The sequence below is a fragment of the Pseudomonas sp. 05L36 genome, assembly GCF_056398125.1.
Genome location: NZ_JBFTOU010000006.1, coordinates 190,949 through 209,088, shown reverse-complemented (window position 1 = coordinate 209,088; position 18,140 = coordinate 190,949). Strand labels below are relative to the sequence as shown.

At 59.5% G+C, this 18,140-nt stretch carries 15 protein-coding genes; 2 read left to right on the top strand and 13 right to left on the bottom strand.

Annotated elements, in window-relative coordinates; all coding sequences use genetic code 11:
- Nucleotides 1-122: 122 nt before the first annotated feature.
- From AC1DKH_RS09385 to AC1DKH_RS09370, 4 genes are read right to left on the bottom strand one after another with little or no spacing between them, the layout of a single operon-like run.
- On the bottom strand, nt 123-1,280 hold the full coding sequence (locus AC1DKH_RS09385) for an osmoprotectant ABC transporter ATP-binding protein OsmV (protein WP_477798019.1): 1,158 nt from the start codon (nt 1,278-1,280) through the stop codon (nt 123-125).
- A complete protein-coding gene (locus AC1DKH_RS09380; RefSeq protein ID WP_477798018.1) occupies nt 1,277-1,930 on the bottom strand; it encodes an ABC transporter permease in 654 nt (217 codons plus the stop codon). Before AC1DKH_RS09380 ends, AC1DKH_RS09385 begins: the two co-directional genes overlap by 4 nt.
- Before the next feature lie 12 nt (nt 1,931-1,942).
- A complete protein-coding gene (locus AC1DKH_RS09375) occupies nt 1,943-2,836 on the bottom strand; it encodes a glycine betaine ABC transporter substrate-binding protein (protein WP_477798017.1) in 894 nt (297 codons plus the stop codon).
- A gap of 20 nt (nt 2,837-2,856) precedes the next feature.
- Nucleotides 2,857-3,573 (bottom strand): ABC transporter permease, encoded by a 717-nt coding sequence (locus AC1DKH_RS09370; RefSeq protein WP_477798016.1) that lies wholly within the window; start codon nt 3,571-3,573, stop codon nt 2,857-2,859.
- Between the two features lie 437 nt (nt 3,574-4,010).
- On the opposite strand from AC1DKH_RS09370, the gene AC1DKH_RS09365 reads away from it, so the two are divergent.
- Nucleotides 4,011-5,594, top strand: coding sequence for a peptide chain release factor 3 (locus tag AC1DKH_RS09365; protein WP_095942377.1), 1,584 nt, complete (start codon nt 4,011-4,013; stop codon nt 5,592-5,594).
- Between the two features lie 403 nt (nt 5,595-5,997).
- On the opposite strand, the gene AC1DKH_RS09360 is transcribed toward AC1DKH_RS09365, so the two are convergent.
- Entirely contained in the window at nt 5,998-6,651 is a 654-nt protein-coding gene (locus AC1DKH_RS09360) for an HD domain-containing protein (protein ID WP_477798015.1), read from the bottom strand.
- A 267-nt stretch (nt 6,652-6,918) separates the two neighbouring features.
- Between AC1DKH_RS09360 and AC1DKH_RS09355 the strand changes: the two genes are divergently transcribed.
- Nucleotides 6,919-7,173, top strand: a complete 255-nt coding sequence (locus AC1DKH_RS09355) for a hypothetical protein (RefSeq protein WP_223454129.1) — start codon at nt 6,919-6,921, stop codon at nt 7,171-7,173.
- Between the two features lie 136 nt (nt 7,174-7,309).
- Here AC1DKH_RS09355 and AC1DKH_RS09350 read toward each other — a convergent pair whose 3' ends face one another.
- The 8 genes from AC1DKH_RS09350 to AC1DKH_RS09315 form a co-directional block, all read right to left on the bottom strand.
- The gene (locus AC1DKH_RS09350; RefSeq protein ID WP_477753386.1) at nt 7,310-8,290 is read right to left on the bottom strand and encodes a peptide ABC transporter ATP-binding protein; all 981 of its coding nucleotides are present in this window, start codon (nt 8,288-8,290) and stop codon (nt 7,310-7,312) included.
- On the bottom strand, nt 8,290-9,258 hold the full coding sequence (locus tag AC1DKH_RS09345; RefSeq protein ID WP_477798014.1) for an ABC transporter ATP-binding protein: 969 nt from the start codon (nt 9,256-9,258) through the stop codon (nt 8,290-8,292). The genes AC1DKH_RS09350 and AC1DKH_RS09345 overlap by 1 nt, the downstream gene beginning before the upstream one ends.
- A gap of 10 nt (nt 9,259-9,268) precedes the next feature.
- The gene (locus AC1DKH_RS09340; RefSeq protein WP_477798013.1) at nt 9,269-10,180 is read right to left on the bottom strand and encodes an ABC transporter permease subunit; all 912 of its coding nucleotides are present in this window, start codon (nt 10,178-10,180) and stop codon (nt 9,269-9,271) included.
- A 16-nt stretch (nt 10,181-10,196) separates the two neighbouring features.
- Nucleotides 10,197-11,207: an ABC transporter permease subunit gene (locus AC1DKH_RS09335; RefSeq protein ID WP_477753389.1), complete on the bottom strand. Its 1,011-nt coding sequence runs from the start codon at nt 11,205-11,207 to the stop codon at nt 10,197-10,199.
- Between the two features lie 72 nt (nt 11,208-11,279).
- Nucleotides 11,280-12,875: an ABC transporter substrate-binding protein gene (locus AC1DKH_RS09330; RefSeq protein ID WP_477798012.1), complete on the bottom strand. Its 1,596-nt coding sequence runs from the start codon at nt 12,873-12,875 to the stop codon at nt 11,280-11,282.
- A gap of 78 nt (nt 12,876-12,953) precedes the next feature.
- The gene (locus tag AC1DKH_RS09325) at nt 12,954-14,387 is read right to left on the bottom strand and encodes an OprD family porin (RefSeq protein WP_477753391.1); all 1,434 of its coding nucleotides are present in this window, start codon (nt 14,385-14,387) and stop codon (nt 12,954-12,956) included.
- Nucleotides 14,388-14,561: 174 nt separating this feature from the next.
- A complete protein-coding gene (locus AC1DKH_RS09320; RefSeq protein ID WP_477798011.1) occupies nt 14,562-16,163 on the bottom strand; it encodes an ABC transporter substrate-binding protein in 1,602 nt (533 codons plus the stop codon).
- Nucleotides 16,164-16,466: 303 nt separating this feature from the next.
- Nucleotides 16,467-18,092 carry an ABC transporter substrate-binding protein gene (locus tag AC1DKH_RS09315; protein WP_477798010.1) on the bottom strand — a complete coding sequence of 542 codons (1,626 nt, stop codon included), beginning with the start codon at nt 18,090-18,092 and terminating at the stop codon, nt 16,467-16,469.
- Nucleotides 18,093-18,140: the final 48 nt, after the last annotated feature.

The window sequence follows — 18,140 nt, the reverse complement described above, 5'->3', positions numbered from 1 at the left end:
GTAGGAGCGAGCCTGCTCGCGATGGCATTTTCACTGCCAACATCGTCGTTGACTGATATTGCGCAATCGCGAGCAGGCTCACTCCTACAGGTTTTGCGTTTTTTACCTGGCGATATGGGTGATCAGGCGATCACTGCCTCGGCAGGCGACACGATATTGGTCTTCATCCCGCGCGATCGGCCAGAGCTCAGGTAAGCCGCAATCGACTCCTGCGTCACCTCCCCCAAAAACACCCGTTCGGCATCCATCACCGGCAACCACGCGCGATTGAACTCGTACATGCGCGACAGCAAGATGCGCAAGTGCTCGTCGTACGCTGCGGTGGCGTTGAACTCGCGTTGGTACTGCGCGCAAGCGCCGGCTTGACGGTGCAGGTCGCGACGGCGCACGTAACCCAGGGCTTTATTCTCGGCACAAGTGACCACCACGTAGCGTCGGTCATGCTCGTCCATCAACTCCAGCGCTTCGGCCACCGGGGTTTGCGGGCTGACGGAAGGCGCGTTGTCCGCCGCGTCTTCGGCTTTTACCAGCAGCAGGCGCTTGAGTGTGCTGTCCTGACCGACGAAGTTGCTGACAAACTCATCCGCCGGATGCGCGAGCAGAGTATCCGGGTGATCGATCTGCAACAGTTTGCCGGCACGGAAGATCGCGATCTTGTCGCCGAGCTTGATCGCCTCATCGATGTCGTGGCTGACCATGATCACGGTCTTGTTCAGCGCCCGCTGCATTTCGAAGAACTCATTCTGGATCATCTCGCGGTTGATCGGGTCAACCGCGCCGAAGGGTTCGTCCATAAGCAACAGTGGCGCATCGGCGGCCAGTGCGCGAATTACGCCGATCCGCTGTTGTTGGCCACCGGACAATTCTCGTGGATAACGATGCAGGTATTGCTTGGGTTCGAGCTTGATCATGCTCATCAACTCGCGGGCGCGGTCGTGGCATTTCTGCTTGTCCCAGCCGAGCAGCTTGGGCACCACCACGATGTTCTCTTCGATGGTCATGTTGGGGAACAGGCCGATCTGCTGGATCACATAACCGATGTTGCGGCGCAGGGTCACTGCGTCGAGGCCGGTGGTGTCTTCGCCATTGATCAGGATCTTGCCCGAGGTCGGCTTGATCAGGCGGTTGATCATCTTCAGCGTGGTGCTTTTGCCGCAACCCGATGGCCCGAGGAATACGCAGATTTCGCCTTCATTGACGGTCAGGCTCACCGAGTCCACGGCTTTGACGTCTTTGCCGTTGCTTTGGAAGGTCTTGCTGAGGTTTTGAAGTTCGATCATTTGAGCAGTCCTTTTGGAGTCAGCGAGCGTTGCAGCCATTGCAGAAGCAGGTCGGCGAAGATGGCCAGGAGGCTGACCAGCACGGCGCCGACGATCAGCATCGACATGTCGCTGCGGCTGATGGAAGCGAGGATGAGTACGCCGAGGCCGCCGGCGCCGATGGTGGCGGCGATGGTCATGACGCCGATGTTCATGACCACGGCGGTGCGCACACCGGCGAGGATCACCGGCACGGCAATCGGCAGTTCGACCATGCGCAGGCGCTGGCCGAAGGTCATGCCGATACCGCGGGCGGCTTCGCGGATGCCCGGCTCGACGCTGGTCAGGGCCAGGTAGGTGTTGCGCATGATCGGCAACAGCGAATACAGGAACACCGCGGTGATGGCCGGCATCGGGCCCAGGCCCTGGCCGAACTTGGAGTAGAACGGCAGCAGCAGGCCGAACAGGGCAATCGACGGCACGGTCAGCAGCACCGTGGCGCTGGCCTGTAGCGGCCCGGCGAGCGTCAGGAAACGCGTCATCAGCACGCCCAGCGGCACGCCGACCACGATCGCCAGGGGCACGGCGATGCCGACCAGGGTGATGTGTTGCCCGGTCAGGTGCAGTACCTGTGCCCAGTCGAGGTGGGAAAAGGCGTTGAGAAATTCCATGGCTTTTCCTCCTTATTGGATTGGATGCTGGCGCAGGAAATCTGCGGCAACGGACGAAGGGCTTTGGTGATCGACATCGACCCGCGCGTTGAGCTCGCGCATGGTGTTGTCGTCGAACAGTTCAGCCAGCGGCTTGAGCTGTTCGGCCAGTTGCGGATGCGCATCGAGGTAGGCCTGGCGCACCACGGGCGCGGCGGTGTAGTCGGGGAAGTAATGCTTGTCGTCTTCGAGCAGCTTGAGCTTGAAGGCGTTCAGGCGGCCGTCGGTGGTGTAGACCAGGCCGGCAAACACCTGGCCATTGCGCAGGGCGGTGTAGACCAGGCCGGCGTCCATCTGGCGGATGTTCTTGCGGGTCAGGTTCATGTCGTACAGCTTGACCATGCCGTCCAGACCGTCGGAACGGTTGGCGAACTCGGTGTCCAGCGCCACCAGATTGTTGGTCCTGGCTTCATCGCGCAGCACCTTGTTCAGATCGCTGATGCTGTGGACCTGCGGGTATTTATCCGCAACGTTCTTCGGCAGTGCCAAGGCATAGGTGTTGCTGAATTTCGACGGGGTCAGCCAGACCAGCCCTTTTTTGCCGTCGAGTTCTTTCACCCGGGCGTAGGACTGTTCGCTGTCGAGTTTTTCCGTCACATGGTTGTAGGCCACCAGCGACACGCCGGTGTATTCCCAGAGCATGTCCAGCTGCCCGCTTTCGTGGGCACCGCGGGCCAGATTGCTGCCCAGGCCGCCGGTCACTTGCACGTCGTAACCCTTGGTGCGCAGGTACTGCGAAGTGATTTCCGCCAGAAGGGTCTGTTCGGTGAACACCCGGGCGCCGATGCGGATCAAGGGTTTGTCAGCGGCTTGGGTAAATCCTGCGAACAGCAGAACGCAGCCTAGTAAAAAGCTTGAAGTTTTCATGACGATTCCTTTGCCGAGGCTTAAGACGGGCGCAAGCCGCGTTCGAGCCAGAGGCGGCTGGCGAGTGTCACCAGACCGTCGAGCAACAAGGCCAGCAGGGCGGTGCAGGCCGCGCCGAGGAGCAATTGCGGCTGATTGTTCAGGGCAATGCCGGGGAAGATCAGGCTGCCGAGACTGTTGGCGCCGATCAGGAACGCCAGCGGCGCCGTCCCGACATTGATCGCCAACGCCACGCGCACACCACCGATGATGATCGGCACCGCGCTGGGCAATTCGACTTTCCGCAGCACCTGGAGCGGGGTCATGCCGATGCCGACGGCGGCTTCCTTGAGCGAACCCTGAACGTTTTTCAGGCCTTCGTAGGTGTTGCGTACGATGGGCAGTAGCGAGGCGAGGAACAGGGCGAAGATGGCCGGGCCGCTGCCGATGCCGAGGATACCGAGGGCTATGGCCAGAACGGCGAGGGGCGGAACGGTGTTGCCGATGTTGAAAAACTGCATGAAGCGTTCGGCACGGCCGACCATGGACGGGCGGCTGAGGAGGATGCCGGCAGGAATGCCCACGACAAGGGCGGCCAGCATGGAAGCGAGGACGAGAATCAGATGAGCTTGCAGGTAAAACAACAAATCGTCGCGGTAGTGTTCGATCGTGTCGATGCCGATCCAGTGGATCAGCAGGGCCAGAAGGGCGATTACCAGCGCGCCTCCTATCAGCCCTTTGCCATAGTGGATAGCCACAGGCGGACTCCTTTTTTCAGTCGGCGAAAAATTTTCGTGTGGCAACGCCATGCCTGGCTGCCGAAAAATGATCGCGAGAAGCAGCTCATGCCGAGCGCGTTCCACTGTAGGAGCGAGCCTGCTCGCGATGGACGTCAACGATAACGCGGGGTATCTGAATGTACGCGTTGTCTGGACGTTTTTCGCGAGCGAGCTCGCTCCTACAGAGGGTAGGCACACGGCTATTGAGCCATGAGCACAGCCTCGTCAGGCTGAATTGCAGGTGTTTCAGGCCCCCGACGAGTGGTCGTAACGGGGGAGTGGACGTCTCCGTGCTTTAAAAGGTTCCCATCTGAAGCTGCATTTGGCCACCCCTAATGTGCTCAACGGTTCGGTTCTTCGATCAACTTGGGCTATAATCTGCGCCCTTTTTTGAATCACCTGCCAGGCGATTTCCCATGACCAAACAGGCCGCCGAAGTCGCGAAACGCCGCACTTTCGCCATTATTTCCCACCCCGATGCCGGTAAGACCACCATCACCGAGAAGCTCTTGCTGATGGGCAAGGCGATTGCGGTAGCTGGTACGGTGAAATCGCGTAAATCCGACCGCCATGCCACCTCCGACTGGATGGAAATGGAAAAGCAGCGGGGTATTTCCATTACCACGTCGGTCATGCAGTTCCCGTATCGCGAGCACATGATCAACCTGCTCGACACCCCGGGCCACGAAGACTTCTCCGAAGATACCTACCGCACCCTGACGGCGGTGGACTCGGCCTTGATGGTCCTCGACGGCGGTAAAGGTGTAGAGCCACGGACCATCGCCCTGATGGATGTCTGCCGTCTGCGTGACACGCCGATTGTCAGCTTCATCAACAAACTCGACCGTGACATCCGCGACCCGATCGAACTGCTCGACGAAATCGAAGCCGTCCTCAAGATCAAGGCTGCGCCGATCACCTGGCCGATTGGTTGCTACCGTGACTTCAAAGGCGTGTATCACCTCGCCGATGACTACATCATCGTGTACACCGCTGGTCACGGTCATGAGCGCACCGATGTGAAAATCATCGAGAAGCTCGACTCCGATGAAGCCCGCGCCCATCTGGGTGACGAGTACGAGCGTTTCATCGAACAGCTGGAACTGGTGCAGGGCGCCTGCCACGAATTCAACCAGCAGGAGTTCCTCGACGGTCAGCTGACCCCGGTGTTCTTCGGTACGGCACTGGGCAACTTCGGTGTCGACCACGTACTCGACGCCGTGGTTGATTGGGCGCCGCGCCCACTGGCACGCGTGGCCAACGAGCGCACCGTGGAGCCGGTGGAAGAGAAGTTCTCGGGCTTCATCTTCAAGATCCAGGCGAACATGGACCCGAAACACCGCGACCGCATCGCCTTCATGCGTATCTGCTCCGGCAAGTACGAAAAAGGCATGAAGATGCGCCATGTGCGCACCGGCAAGGACGTGCGCATCGGCGACGCGCTGACCTTCTTCTCCTCCGAGCGTGAGCAACTGGAAGAAGCCTTTGCCGGCGACATCATCGGCCTGCACAACCACGGCACCATCCAGATCGGCGATACCTTCAGCGAAGGCGAAGTCCTGGGCTTCACCGGTATCCCGCACTTCGCTCCGGAACTGTTCCGCCGCGTGCGCCTGAAAGATCCGCTGAAATCCAAGCAACTGCGCCAGGGCTTGCAGCAGCTGGCCGAAGAAGGCGCGACCCAGGTGTTCTTCCCTGAACGCAGCAACGACATCATCCTCGGCGCCGTCGGTGTGCTGCAGTTCGATGTGGTCGCCAGCCGCTTGAAAGAGGAATACAAGGTCGAATGCTCCTACGAGCCGATCACCGTTTATTCCGCGCGCTGGATCGAATGCAGCGACAAGAAAAAGCTTGAGGAATTCTCCAACAAGGCTGTGGAAAACCTGGCACTGGACGGCGGCGGTCACCTGACCTACCTCGCACCTACGCGGGTCAACCTGGCCCTGATGGAAGAGCGCTGGCCGGATGTTAAATTCCGTGCGACCCGTGAGCACCATTAAGCGCTGAGTTGAAACACCAGAAACCCCGACGCGAAAGCTGCGGGGTTTTTTGTTACCTGACGCAACCCCCTGTAGGAGCGAGCTTGCTCGCGAAGAACTCAGACCCGCCGCGTTTATTCAGGCAGCACGCGTCATCATTGACGACCATCGCGAGCAGGCTCGCTCCTACAGTAATCCGGGGCGTTCACAACATTCTCTGACTCGCCGCGGGCACTGTAGGAGCGAGCTTGCTCGCGAGGGATCCGGATTCGCCATGAATGCCTGCGTCATTGTTCACTGGGAATCAATGTCCCCTGGTGGAAAACCATCTGCCACTGCTCGCCCCGATTACGCCAGATGGAACTGCGCAGACTGTGGACTGCGCCGGGATGGCCGTGGCTGCAGGTTCAGTGCTCCTGGCGTATCAGCCAACCCCGATCTCTTCCTTGAACTGCTCCAGAAACCCCTTCAAACGCTCATGACGAACCTGTGCCAGACGTTGCCCTGTCGCAGTCTGGAAACCGTCTGCCAAATGCAGCAGCTTGATCTGGAAATGGTCGATGCAGAAGCGGGTGTCGTCATAGTCGCGGTTATTGGCCTGTGGGTCCTGCGGGTCGTAGAGGGCGCTGCCCATGCGCCCGGCAACGTAAAAGGTGCGGGCGACGCCGAGCATACCCAGGGAGTCGAGGCGGTCGGCGTCCTGCACGATTTTCGCTTCCAGCGAGGTCGGCGGGATGTTGGCGGAAAAGCTATGGGCTTCGATGGCGTGGGCGACGGCGGCGATTTTTGTCTCGCGCCAATCCATCTTCGCCAATACCCCTGACGCTTTGCGCGCTGCCAATTGCGATGCCTGCGAGCGCAACGGCGAGTTCTTTTCCACTGCTACACAATCATGCAGCAGCACCGCCGCCAGCAGCACCTCAAGATCGCCACCTTCCTGTGCCTGAATCAAGTGGGCGTTGTGCCAGACCCGTTGCAGGTGCGAAAGGTCGTGAGCGCCGTCTTCCGAGGGTTCCAGGGCGTGGGGCAGCAGGGTGGTGGCGAGTGATTGCATCGGTGCGAAGGCGCTGCTGATCATGCTGTGTCCTTTGATTAAACGTGCCGATCGCGGGAAGTCCTGTCCTGCGTACATCCCGCGAATCCTGCGAGGAATTCTGTGGGTACACAAGCGTTCTGGACGGCGGAACACGCTTTGATCTTTTCGGCATAACCTTTATAGCAAACCAGTCTCCAAGCCAAGGGCATTTCCGCGGGTTCGACAACGTCCAATCTGGAGAACCCGACTGATCGGAACTAGATTTGACTCAGCGCCAGACAGGCACTCTACGAAAGGAAGGAATCGGCTATGAACAGGTTGTTTCGCGTTTTACTGCTGTTGAAGGTGTTGGTGATGCTTTCGCTCGGAACGTCGATGGCGTGGGCCGAGTGCACCAATCACGGTGAGCAGGCCTCGAGCGGGCAGGCGGGGTACGCGGGGTTGATGCTCGCCAAATCCGAATCGGAGCCGGGAGATCAGGGGCAGGGTGGTGCTGACAACGACGATGACTCGACCACCGACGAGCCGGACTCCGATGAAGAAGAAGGTGACAGCCAGACGTAGTCGCTGAATGGCAGGTAAAAGAAAACCCCTTCTGCCTGACTGATGCGCAATCGAGGCGGAAGGGGTTTGGTCAACGCATCAAGAATTTGAGCAACTCAATCCCTGTAGGAGCGAACAAGCTCGCTCCTACAGTTTTTTATGCCGCGCCGTCGAGGAATTGCTCGGCGTAGTGGCAAGCCACTTGGCGGCCGTCGAGCAGGCGCAGGGCCGGCTCTTCGGTGCTGCAACGCTCGGTGGCGTACGGGCAGCGCTTGTGGAAAGCGCAGCCGGACGGCGGGTTCAGCGGGTTGGGCAATTCGCCGACGATCTTGATTTTCGGCTTGTTCGGATCCGGGTGGATGGCTGGCGTCGCCGACAACAGCGCCTGGGTGTAGGGGTGCAGAGGACGAGAGTAAATGTCCTCTTTCGAGCCCATTTCCACCGGACGACCGAGGTACATCACCATCACGTGGTCGGCAACGTGGCGTACCACCGCCAGGTTGTGGGAGATGAACACATAGGCGGTGTTGAACTCCTGCTGCAAATCCATGAACAGGTTGAGCACCTGCGCCTGAATCGACACGTCCAGCGCCGAGGTCGGTTCGTCCGCTACCAGCACTTTCGGTTGCAGCATCATCGCCCGGGCCAGGGCGATCCGCTGGCGTTGACCACCGGAGAACATGTGCGGATAACGCTGGTAGTGCTCGGGACGCAAGCCCACCTGCTTCATCATCGCCTGGACTTTCTCGCGACGTTCCGCAGCGCTGAGGTTGGTGTTGATCAATAATGGCTCTGCAAGCTGATCACCGACTTTTTGCCGTGGGTTCAACGATGCGTACGGGCTCTGGAACACCATCTGCACGTCTTTGCGCAGTTGTTTGCGCTGGGCCTTGTCGGCACCGGCGACTTCCTGTCCGGCAATTTTCAAGGAACCGGAGGACGGCTCTTCGATCAGGGTCAAGGCCCGGGCCAGGGTGGACTTGCCGCAACCCGACTCGCCTACGACAGCGAGGGTCTTGCCGGCTTCCAGTTCGAACGACACGCCGTTGAGGGCGCGCACAGTGGCGTGACCCTTGAACAGGCCTCGGGACACCTCGTAGTGACGGGTCAGGTCGCGGGCGGTAAGAACGACGGCCATTACGCCACCTCCTGGTTCAGCGGGTAGAAGCAGCGAGCGAGGCTGTTGCTTTTCTGGTCTAGTGCCGGACGTTGTTGACGGCAGTTGTCTTTCACGTACGGGCAGCGCGGCGACAGCAGGCAACCCTGCGGACGGTCGTAGCGACCGGGAACGATGCCCGGCAGGGTCGACAGGCGCGCGGCACCCAGGCTGTGTTCCGGAATCGCCTTGAGCAGCGCTTCGCTGTAGGGGTGCGCCGGGATGTCGAACAGTTGCGGCACTTGACCGACTTCGACCGCCTGGCCTGCGTACATCACGCACACGCGCTGGGCAGTTTCGGCCACGACCGCGAGGTCGTGGGTGATCAGCACCAGGCCCATGTTCTGCTCTTTCTGCAGCGCCAGCAGCAGGTCCATGATCTGCGCCTGGATGGTTACGTCCAGTGCGGTGGTCGGTTCGTCGGCGATCAGCAGTTTCGGTTCGCCGGCAATCGCCATGGCAATCGCGACACGCTGGCTCATACCACCGGACAGTTGATGCGGGTAGGCATCCATGCGGCTGGCGGCACCCGGGATTTCAACTTTCTCCAGCAGTTCGATGGCGCGCTTGCGCGCGGCCTTGCCGGACATTTTCAGGTGCAGGCGCAGCACTTCTTCGATCTGGAAGCCGACGGTGTAGCTCGGGTTCAGCGCGGTCATCGGATCCTGGAAGACCATGGACAGGTCTTTACCGACGATCTGCCGACGTTGGCGATTGTTGAGTTTGAGCATGTTCTTGCCGTCGAAATTCAGGGCGTCAGCAGTGACGATCCCCGGATGCTCGATCAAGCCCATCAGCGCCATCATGGTCACGGACTTGCCGGAACCCGATTCGCCAACGATGGCCAGCACTTCGCCCTTGTCCACATTCAGGTCGAGGCCGTCGACCACTGGCGTGGCGTTTTTGTCGCCGAAGCGAACGTTGAGATTCTTGATTTCTAGCAGTGACATGGGAATCTCCTCAGGCGGCGTTCTTGAGTTTCGGGTCCAGCGCGTCGCGCAGGCCGTCACCCATCAAGTTGATTGCCAGCACGCTGAGCAAAATGGTCAAACCAGGCAGGCTCACCACCCACCAGGCGCGTTCGATGTAGTCGCGGGCCGAAGCCAGCATGGTGCCCCACTCAGGGGTTGGCGGTTGTACGCCAAGGCCGAGGAAGCCCAGTGCGGCGGCATCGAGGATCGCCGAGGAGAAGCTCAGGGTGGCCTGAACGATCAGCGGCGCCATACAGTTGGGCAGCACGGTGACGAACATCAGACGAGGCAGGCCGGCACCGGCCAGGCGCGCGGCGGTCACGTAGTCGCGGTTCAGTTCGCCCATCACCGCAGCGCGGGTCAGACGAACGTAGGACGGCAGGGACACCACGGCGATGGCGATCACGGTATTGATCAGGCCAGGGCCGAGGATGGCGACGATCGCCACGGCCAGCAGCAGGGACGGCAGGGCCAGCATGATGTCCATCAGGCGCATGATGGTCGGGCCAAGCACGCGCGGGAAGAACCCGGCGAACAGCCCCATCAGGATGCCAGGAATCAGCGACATCACCACCGATGACAAGCCGATCATCAACGACAGGCGCGAGCCAGTGATCAGGCGCGACAGCAGGTCGCGGCCCAGTTCGTCGGTACCGAGCAGGAATTGCAGTTGCCCACCTTCCAGCCAGGCCGGCGGGGTCAGCAGGAAATCGCGGTACTGCTCACTCGGGTCGTGGGGGGCAACCCACGGGGCGAAGATCGCGCAGAAAATCACCAGCAGCATGAACATCAGGCCGGCGACGGCACCTTTGTTCCTGGAGAATGCATGCCAGAACTCTTTGTACGGAGACGGGTACAGCAGGCTTTGATCGACTGCTACCGATGGAATTGGAGTGGTCATGGTCATGGTCATGATCTCAGCGCTGGTGACGGATGCGTGGGTTGGCAAAGCCGTAGAGGATGTCCACTACGAAGTTGACCACAATCACCAGGCAGGCGATTAACAGGATGCCGTTTTGCACGACGGGGTAATCCCGGGCGCCAATGGCTTCGATCAGCCATTTGCCGATGCCGGGCCACGAGAAGATGGTTTCGGTCAGGACCGCACCGGCCAGCAGGGTACCAACTTGCAGGCCAACCACGGTCAGTACCGGAATCAACGCGTTACGCAGACCGTGCACGAACACCACGCGCGACGGCGACAGGCCTTTGGCCTTGGCGGTACGAATGTAGTCTTCACGCAGCACTTCGAGCATCGAGGAGCGGGTCATCCGCGCGATCACCGCCAGCGGGATGGTACCCAGCACGATGGCCGGCAGGATCAGGTGATGCAGGGCATCGAGGAACGCGTCGACGTCATCGGCCAGCAGCGTATCGATCAGCATGAAGCCGGTGCGTGGCTCGATGTCGTAGAGCAGGTCGATCCGCCCGGACACTGGGGTCCAGCCCAGCGACACCGAGAAGAACATGATCAGGATCAGGCCCCACCAGAAGATCGGCATCGAATATCCCGCCAGGGAGATGCCCATCACCCCATGGTCGAACAGGGATCCTCGCTTGAGTGCCGCGATCACTCCGGCCAAGAGTCCCAGGACACCGGCGAACAACAGCGCGGCCGAGGACAGTTCCAGGGTCGCGGGGAACAGAGAGGTGAATTCGGTCCAGACGCTTTCACGGGTACGCAGGGATTCACCGAGATCGCCGTGGGCCAGTTTGCCGATGTAATCCAGGTATTGGGCATACAGGGGTTTGTTCAGACCTAGGCGTTCCATTGCCTGAGCGTGCATTTCGGGATCGACCCTACGTTCTCCCATCATGACTTCCACGGGGTCGCCCGGGATCATGCGAATCAACGCGAAAGTCAGCAAGGTGATACCGAAGAACGTGGGGATCAGTAACCCCAGTCGGCGGGCAATAAAACTAAACATCGTGTGTTGTACCTCATCAGCCGGTTAGGCGTGCCCGGCATGCCTGGGTCAGGCATGCCGGGAGTTTTCTTATTACTTCACCTGGGTGGTGGCGAAGTTATTCGTGGTGAGGGGGCTAATGTGATAGCCCTCTACGTTGTTGCGCATTGCGGTAAACATTCTAGTGTGCGCCAAGCTGATCCACGGCTGGTCCTGGTTAAAAATGACCTGGGCCTGCTCGTACAGGGCTGCACGCTCGGCCGGGTCGGTTTTTTCCCGGGCCTGATCGATCAGGGCCTGGAACTTGTCATTGCACCAGCGTGCGTAGTTTTCGCCGTTCTTGGCCGCATCACAACTGAGCATAGGCGTCAGGAAGTTATCCGGGTCGCCGTTATCGCCCGCCCATCCGGCGGAAACCATGTCGTGCTCGCCGTTTTTCGCGCGTTTGAGCATTTCGCCCCATTCCATCACGCGAATGTCGATCTTGATCCCGACCTTGGCCAGGTCGGCCTGCATCATCTGCGCACCGAGCATCGGGTTCGGGTTGGTTGCACCGCCTCCGTTGCGGGTGAACAGGGTGAAGGTGGTGCCTTCCGGTACGCCGGCTTCCTTGAGCAGGGCGCGGGCCTTGTCCAGGTCACGGGCCGGGTTCTTCAGTGTGTGGTTGTAGCCCAGCAGGGTGTCCGGGAACGGGTTGACTGCGGCTGTTGCATTGCCCTTGCCGAACAGCGCGTTGACAGCCGCTTCCTTGTCGAAGGCGATGTCGATGGCTTTACGCACCCGTACATCGCTCAGGTACTTGTGCGTGGTGTTGATGGCGATGTACGCGACGGTCATCGCATTCAGCTCATCGACTTTCAGCTTGTCGTCTTTCTTGATGCTCGGAATGTCATCCGGTTTTGGATACAGCGCGACCTGGCACTCGTTTGCCTTTAGCTTCTGCAGGCGCACGTTGTTGTCGGTGGCGATGGCCAGGATCAGCGCATCAGCCGGAGGCTTGCCGCGGAAGTAGTCCGGATTGGCCTTGAAGCGTACCTGGGCGTCCTTGTTGTAACGCTGGAAGACGAACGGGCCGGTGCCGACCGGCTTGTTGTTCAGGTCACCGCTCTTGTTCGCCTTGAGCAACTGGTCGGCATACTCGGCGGAATAGATCGAGGAGAACGCCATGGCGATGTCGGCCAGGAACGGTGCTTCAGGACGGGTCAGGGTGAACTTGACCGTGTTGTCGTCGACTTTCTCGACGCTCTTGAGCAGCTCCTTGAAGCCCATGCTTTCAAAGTACGGGAAGCCCACGCTCGACAGTTTGTGCCACGGATGATTCGGGTCCAGCTGGCGCTGGAAGCTCCAGACCACATCGTCGGCATTCATGTCGCGGGTCGGCTTGAAGTATTCGGTGGTGTGGAACTTGACGCCTTTACGTAGATGGAACGTGTAGCTCAGGCCGTCTTCGCTGATATCCCAGGATTCGGCCAGCGCCGGAATCACTTCGGTGGTACCGGGCTTGAAGTCTGCCAGGCGATTGAAGATGGTTTCGGCCACCGCATCGGCTGTGACTGCAGTCGTGTACTGGACCATGTCGAAGCCTTCGGGGCTGTTTTCGGTACAAACTACCAGGGGTTTGGCCGAGACACCGACAGCGACACTGAGCAACGCAGCCGCGATGGCCGCACGTAGGGGAAGCATTTTCATCAAGAACCCTCTGCAATCAGTTAAAGGACAAAAGCCCAACGGCCGACTCGTCAATGAATCAGCCGTTCGGCAGCGGCATTACAGGATGTTGAACGGAACCGTGGTCACGAGACGGAACTCGTTGATGCTGCCGTCAGCCTGGTTTTCGCTGGCACGGTGAGCGGTGTAGGTGCCACGGATCGTGGTGGCCTTGAGCGGGCCGCTCTGCACGGCGTAAGTCGCGCCGATGCCGTATTCATAGTGGTGTTCGCCATCCTGGGACTGGATGCCGTCGTAACCCTTGCCGGCCACGCCGCCGTTGCCGGTGTAGTGAGTACCGTCGATACCCCAGCCGCGAGCCTGGTAGATGTTGAACTTCAGGCCCGGTACGCCGTATTCGGCCATGTTCAGGCCGTAGGCAACCTGGAACGATTTTTCGTTCGGGCCGTTGAAGTCCGACAGCAGGGAGTTGGCCAGGTAGATGCCGTTGGTTTCGTGCAGGTAGTCGAAGTACTCGTTACCGTTCACTTCCTGGTACGAGAAGGTCAGGGTGTGGGCCTGGTGGGTCAGGCCGAACGACAGCGAGTAAGTGTCGTTGTCGATATCGCCGATCAGGGCCTTTCCGGTTTCCTTGGTTTTGTAGTAGTTCAGGCCGGTGGTCAGGCTCAGTACCTGGCTGTCGCCCAGTACGTGAGAGGCGCCGAAGTAGTATTGGTTCCAGATGTCTTCAGCCTGGGTCGCCCAGAGGCTGGTGGTCAGGCTGGCGAGCGGGTTGTAGGTGATACCGCCGGTGTAGATGTGGTCGGTTTCGACGATGCCGTTGGCGTATTCGGTGCGGAATTTGCGCAGGCTTTCTTCGGTACGCGGTGAGTTGCGGTCGAAGGTGGCCAGGTCGAAGGCCAGGTTGTTCAGTTCTTCGCTGTGGATGGCCACGCCCTGGAAGCTTGAAGGCAGTGCACGGTTCCCGATCACGTCGACCATCGGGCTGCTGAAGTTCATGCGGCCGGCAGTCAGGGTGCTGTTGGAGACACGGGCCTTGACGTTGGCCAGGCCCAGCTTGCTCCACTGTCCTTGAGCGTCGCCGCCTTCCTTGGTCAGGGTGCGGTTGTTGCCCGCGCCTGGACGAGAGCCCGGTGCGCCACCGTTGTTGGACGCCAGGTCTTTGCGGTCCCGGTCCAGGGCAACGGCGTTGTAGGCGGCGACTTCAGTGCTGAAACCGACAGTGCCTTCAGTGAAGCCCGAGTTGTACTTGAGGATGGTGCCCTGGACCCAGTTGATCCGGCGATCGGTCGGGGTCGAAACGCCGTCTTTCTTGTAGGCGAACTTGGCGCCACGTTGCAATTGCTCGTTGGCGTACCAGTTACGCGTGGTGCCGGTGATCGACTGGCCTTCGACAAAGCCGGTGGCTTCGCTTTGGGCGCTTTTCTCGTTCACGGTAACCGGGGTGAAAGCCTGGCTTTGGGTTTCTGCGTAAGCCGTGGCGGTTACGCTGCTTATGGCCAAGGCCAATAACGCGGTGCTGCTCAGTTTCATGGGTAAAGCTCCTTACTTTCTTTTTTTATGCCGGTCTTTTTTTGTGATCCGGCTATTGGTTTAGAACTCATTCACGGCATCGCAAACGTTTGCTGCCAGCCAAATTGGCAAAAGACGGCAAAGCGTCTGCGTGAGGGCGGAAAAATCCGCCCCCCGGCATTTCTGGCTAATCGGTTATTTTTCTATGCTGACACCCGAGAAAACATTGCGACCGAACGGGCTCACCTTGAACCCTTCGATTTTGGCGCTCAGCGGCTGGTTGACCGTTGAGTGGGCGACTGGCGTGATCGGCACCTGCTGCTTGAGGTACTGCTGCGCCTGTTTGTAGAGCAGGGTGCGCTGGTCACGATCGGTGACGACCTTGGCCTGCTTGATCAGCTTGTCGTAGGCCGGATCACACCACATCGAGTAGTTGTTGCCGCCAATGGCGTCGCAGCTGTAGAGCGTGCCCAGCCAGTTGTCCGGATCACCGTTGTCACCAGTCCAGCCGATCAGGCTGATGTCGTGTTCGCCGTTCTTGGTGCGCTTGATGTACTCGCCCCACTCATAGCTGACGATCCTGACCTTGAGGCCGATCTTCGCCCAGTCAGCCTGGAGCATCTCGGCCATCAACTTGGCGTTGGGGTTGTACGGACGCTGGACCGGCATGGCCCAGAGGGTGATTTCAGTGCCTTCCTTGACGCCGGCAGCCTTGAGCAGCTCCTTGGCTTTTTCCGGGTTGTAGGCGACGTCCTTGATCGTGTCGTCGTAGGACCATTGGGTCGGCGGCATGGCGTTGACCGCCAGTTGCCCCGCACCCTGATAAACGGCATTGAGAATGCCTTGCTTGTTCACCGCCATGTCCAGCGCCTGGCGCACTTCGAGCTGGTCGAACGGCTTGTGGCGCACGTTGTAGGCGATGTAGCCGAGGTTGAAACCAGGCTTCTCGATCAGTTGCAGGGCCGGGTCGTTCTTCAGCGCGGTCACATCGGCAGGGCGCGGGTGCAGGGTGATCTGGCACTCGCCGGCCTTGAGTTTCTGCACGCGCACCGAGGCGTCGGTGTTGATGGCGAAAATCAGGTTGTCGAGCTTGACCCGGCTCGGGTCCCAGTAATGCTGGTTGCCGGTGTAACGGATGTTCGAGTCTTTCTGGTAGCTCTTGAACACGAACGGCCCGGTGCCGATCGGCTTCTGGTTGATGTCGCTCGGCTTGCCTTCGGCCAGCAGCTTTTCGGCGTATTCGGCCGAAAGGATGGCGGCGAAGCTCATGGCGATGTTCTGGATGAACGCGGCGTCCACGCTGTTGAGCGTCATGACCACGGTCAGCGGCCCGGTCTTTTCGACCTTGGCGATGTTCTTGTTCAGGCTCATGCCGTTGAAGTACGGAAACTCTGTCGGATAAGCCTTACGGAAAGGTTGTTGCGGATCGAGCATGCGATTGAACGTGAACAGCACGTCATCGGCATTGAAATCGCGGGTCGGCGTGAAGTACTTGGTGGTATGAAACTTCACCCCTTCGCGCAGGTGAAAGGTGTATTTGAGGCCGTCCTCGGAAATATCCCAGCTCGTGGCCAGGCCCGGTACGACGTTGGTCGCGCCTTTTTCAAACTCTGCCAACCGGTTGTACAGCGGTTCGGCGGCGTCGTTGTCGGTCGCAGTGGTGTACTGCGCCGTGTCGAAACCGGCGGGACTGCCTTCGGAGCAGAACACCAGGCTGTTGTTGGCGGCCTGGCTGATGGAAGTGGCGGCCAACAGGCCGGTGCCCAGCAATGCGGATAAAACCAAGGTATGGCGCATAACGCTTCCTTTTCTCTCAAAGTGTTGTCAATGAGCCGCCGTCCCGTCAGCGGACGTAGAGGCATCATTGATTTCAAGCCATGCACGCAGCAGTAACCGATGACCCACGCATGCACTGGTCGGATCCCGACGGTATGAGCCACGGGTCCGGCAGTAAATGCGTAAAGTCCTAAAGGCTCGTAGGAAATGGCAACGCGTCCTCCCCCGATGCTGTAGTCAGCTGCGGATTTGGATGTAGGCAAATTCCTGCTTTCTCGGTAGATAAAGCTACGGCGACGTCAGAAACGTCGCCGTAGCAATGTCTTACTTGCTGACGCTGACGCCGTAGAAGGAGTTCAAGCCAAATGGGCTGATCTTGAAATCCTGCACGTTGGCGCGCATGGGTTGGAACACCGTCGAGTGAGCGATAGGTGTCATGGGCACAGCATCTTTGAGCACGTGTTGCGCTTGTTTGTAGAGCTCGGTGCGCTTGCCTTGGTCTGAAGTGCGCTTGGCTTGCTTGACGATGTCGTCAAACTTCTTGTCGCACCATTTGGAGAAGTTGTTGCCTTCCAGCGAGTCGCAGCCGAACAGCACGTTCAGCCAGTTGTCCGGATCACCATTGTCACCGCTCCAGCCAATCAGCATCGCCTGGTTCTCGCCACCTTTGGAGCGCTTGATGTACTCGCCCCACTCGTAGCTCTGGATCTTGACCTTGAGGCCGATCTTGGACCAGTCGGACTGCAGCATTTCTGCCATCAGTTTGGCGTTCGGGTTGTATGGACGCTGCACCGGCATCGCCCAGAGAACGATTTCGGTACCATCTTTCACGCCGGCTTCCTTGAGCAGCTCTTTGGCTTTCTCAGGGTTGTACGGCGCATCCTTGATGGTGGTGTCGTAGGACCACTGGGTCGGAGGCATGGCGTTGACGGCCAGTTGGCCAGCGCCCTGGTACACGGAGTCGATGATCTGTTGCTTGTTGACCGCCATGTCCAGTGCCTGGCGCACCTTCAGCTCGGCCAGCGGGTTCGCATCGGTTTGTCCCTTGACCTTGGGCATCACGTTGTAGGCGATGTAGCCCAGGTTGAAACCAGCCTGGTCAGGCAGCTTCAGGGTTTTGTCTTCACGCAGCGCCTTCAGGTCGGCCGGACGAGGGAACAGGGTGACCTGGCACTCGTTCTTCTTCAGCTTCTGGATACGTACCGACGGGTCGGTGGTGATGGCGAAGATCAGGTTGTCGATCTTCACGTCGTCAGGCTTCCAGTAGTCCTTGTTCCCGGAGTAGCGGATGTTGGAGTCTTTCTGGTAGCTCTTGAATACGAACGGGCCGGTGCCGATCGGCTTCTGGTTGATGTCGGCAGCCTTGCCTTCCTTGAGCAGCTGGGCAGCGTACTCGGCGGACTGGATCGAGGCGAAGCTCATGGCCATGTTCTGGATGAACGCGGCATCAACGTCTTTGAGGGTGAACTTGACAGTTTTGTCGTCGACTTTATCGATCTTGGTGATGTTGGTATCCATCCCCATGTCGGTGAAGTACGGGAATTCGGTCGGGTAGGCTTTGCGGAACGGGTCATCCTTGTTAATCATGCGATTAAAGGTGAACAGCACGTCGTCGGCGTTGAACTCACGAGTCGGCTTGAAATACGGGGTGGTGTGGAACTTGACGCCTTCACGCAAGTGGAAGGTGTACGTCAGGCCGTCCTCTGAGACGTCCCAGCTGGTTGCCAGACCAGGAATAACGGCGGTGCCGCCGCGCTCGAACTGGGTGAGGCGGTTGAACATGGTTTCTGCAGAGGCGTCGAAGTCGGTTCCGGTGGTGTATTGACCTGGATCGAAACCGGCCGGGCTCCCTTCGGAGCAGAACACCAGGTTAGTCGCTGCTTGGGCGAACGGTGCGCTGGCTAGCAAGCTTGCGCCAACTAAGAACGGAATGACCGCGTGTTTAAGCATGGTGGCCTCATGATTTGTTGTCATTTTTGGAATTAGAGGACGACCTCG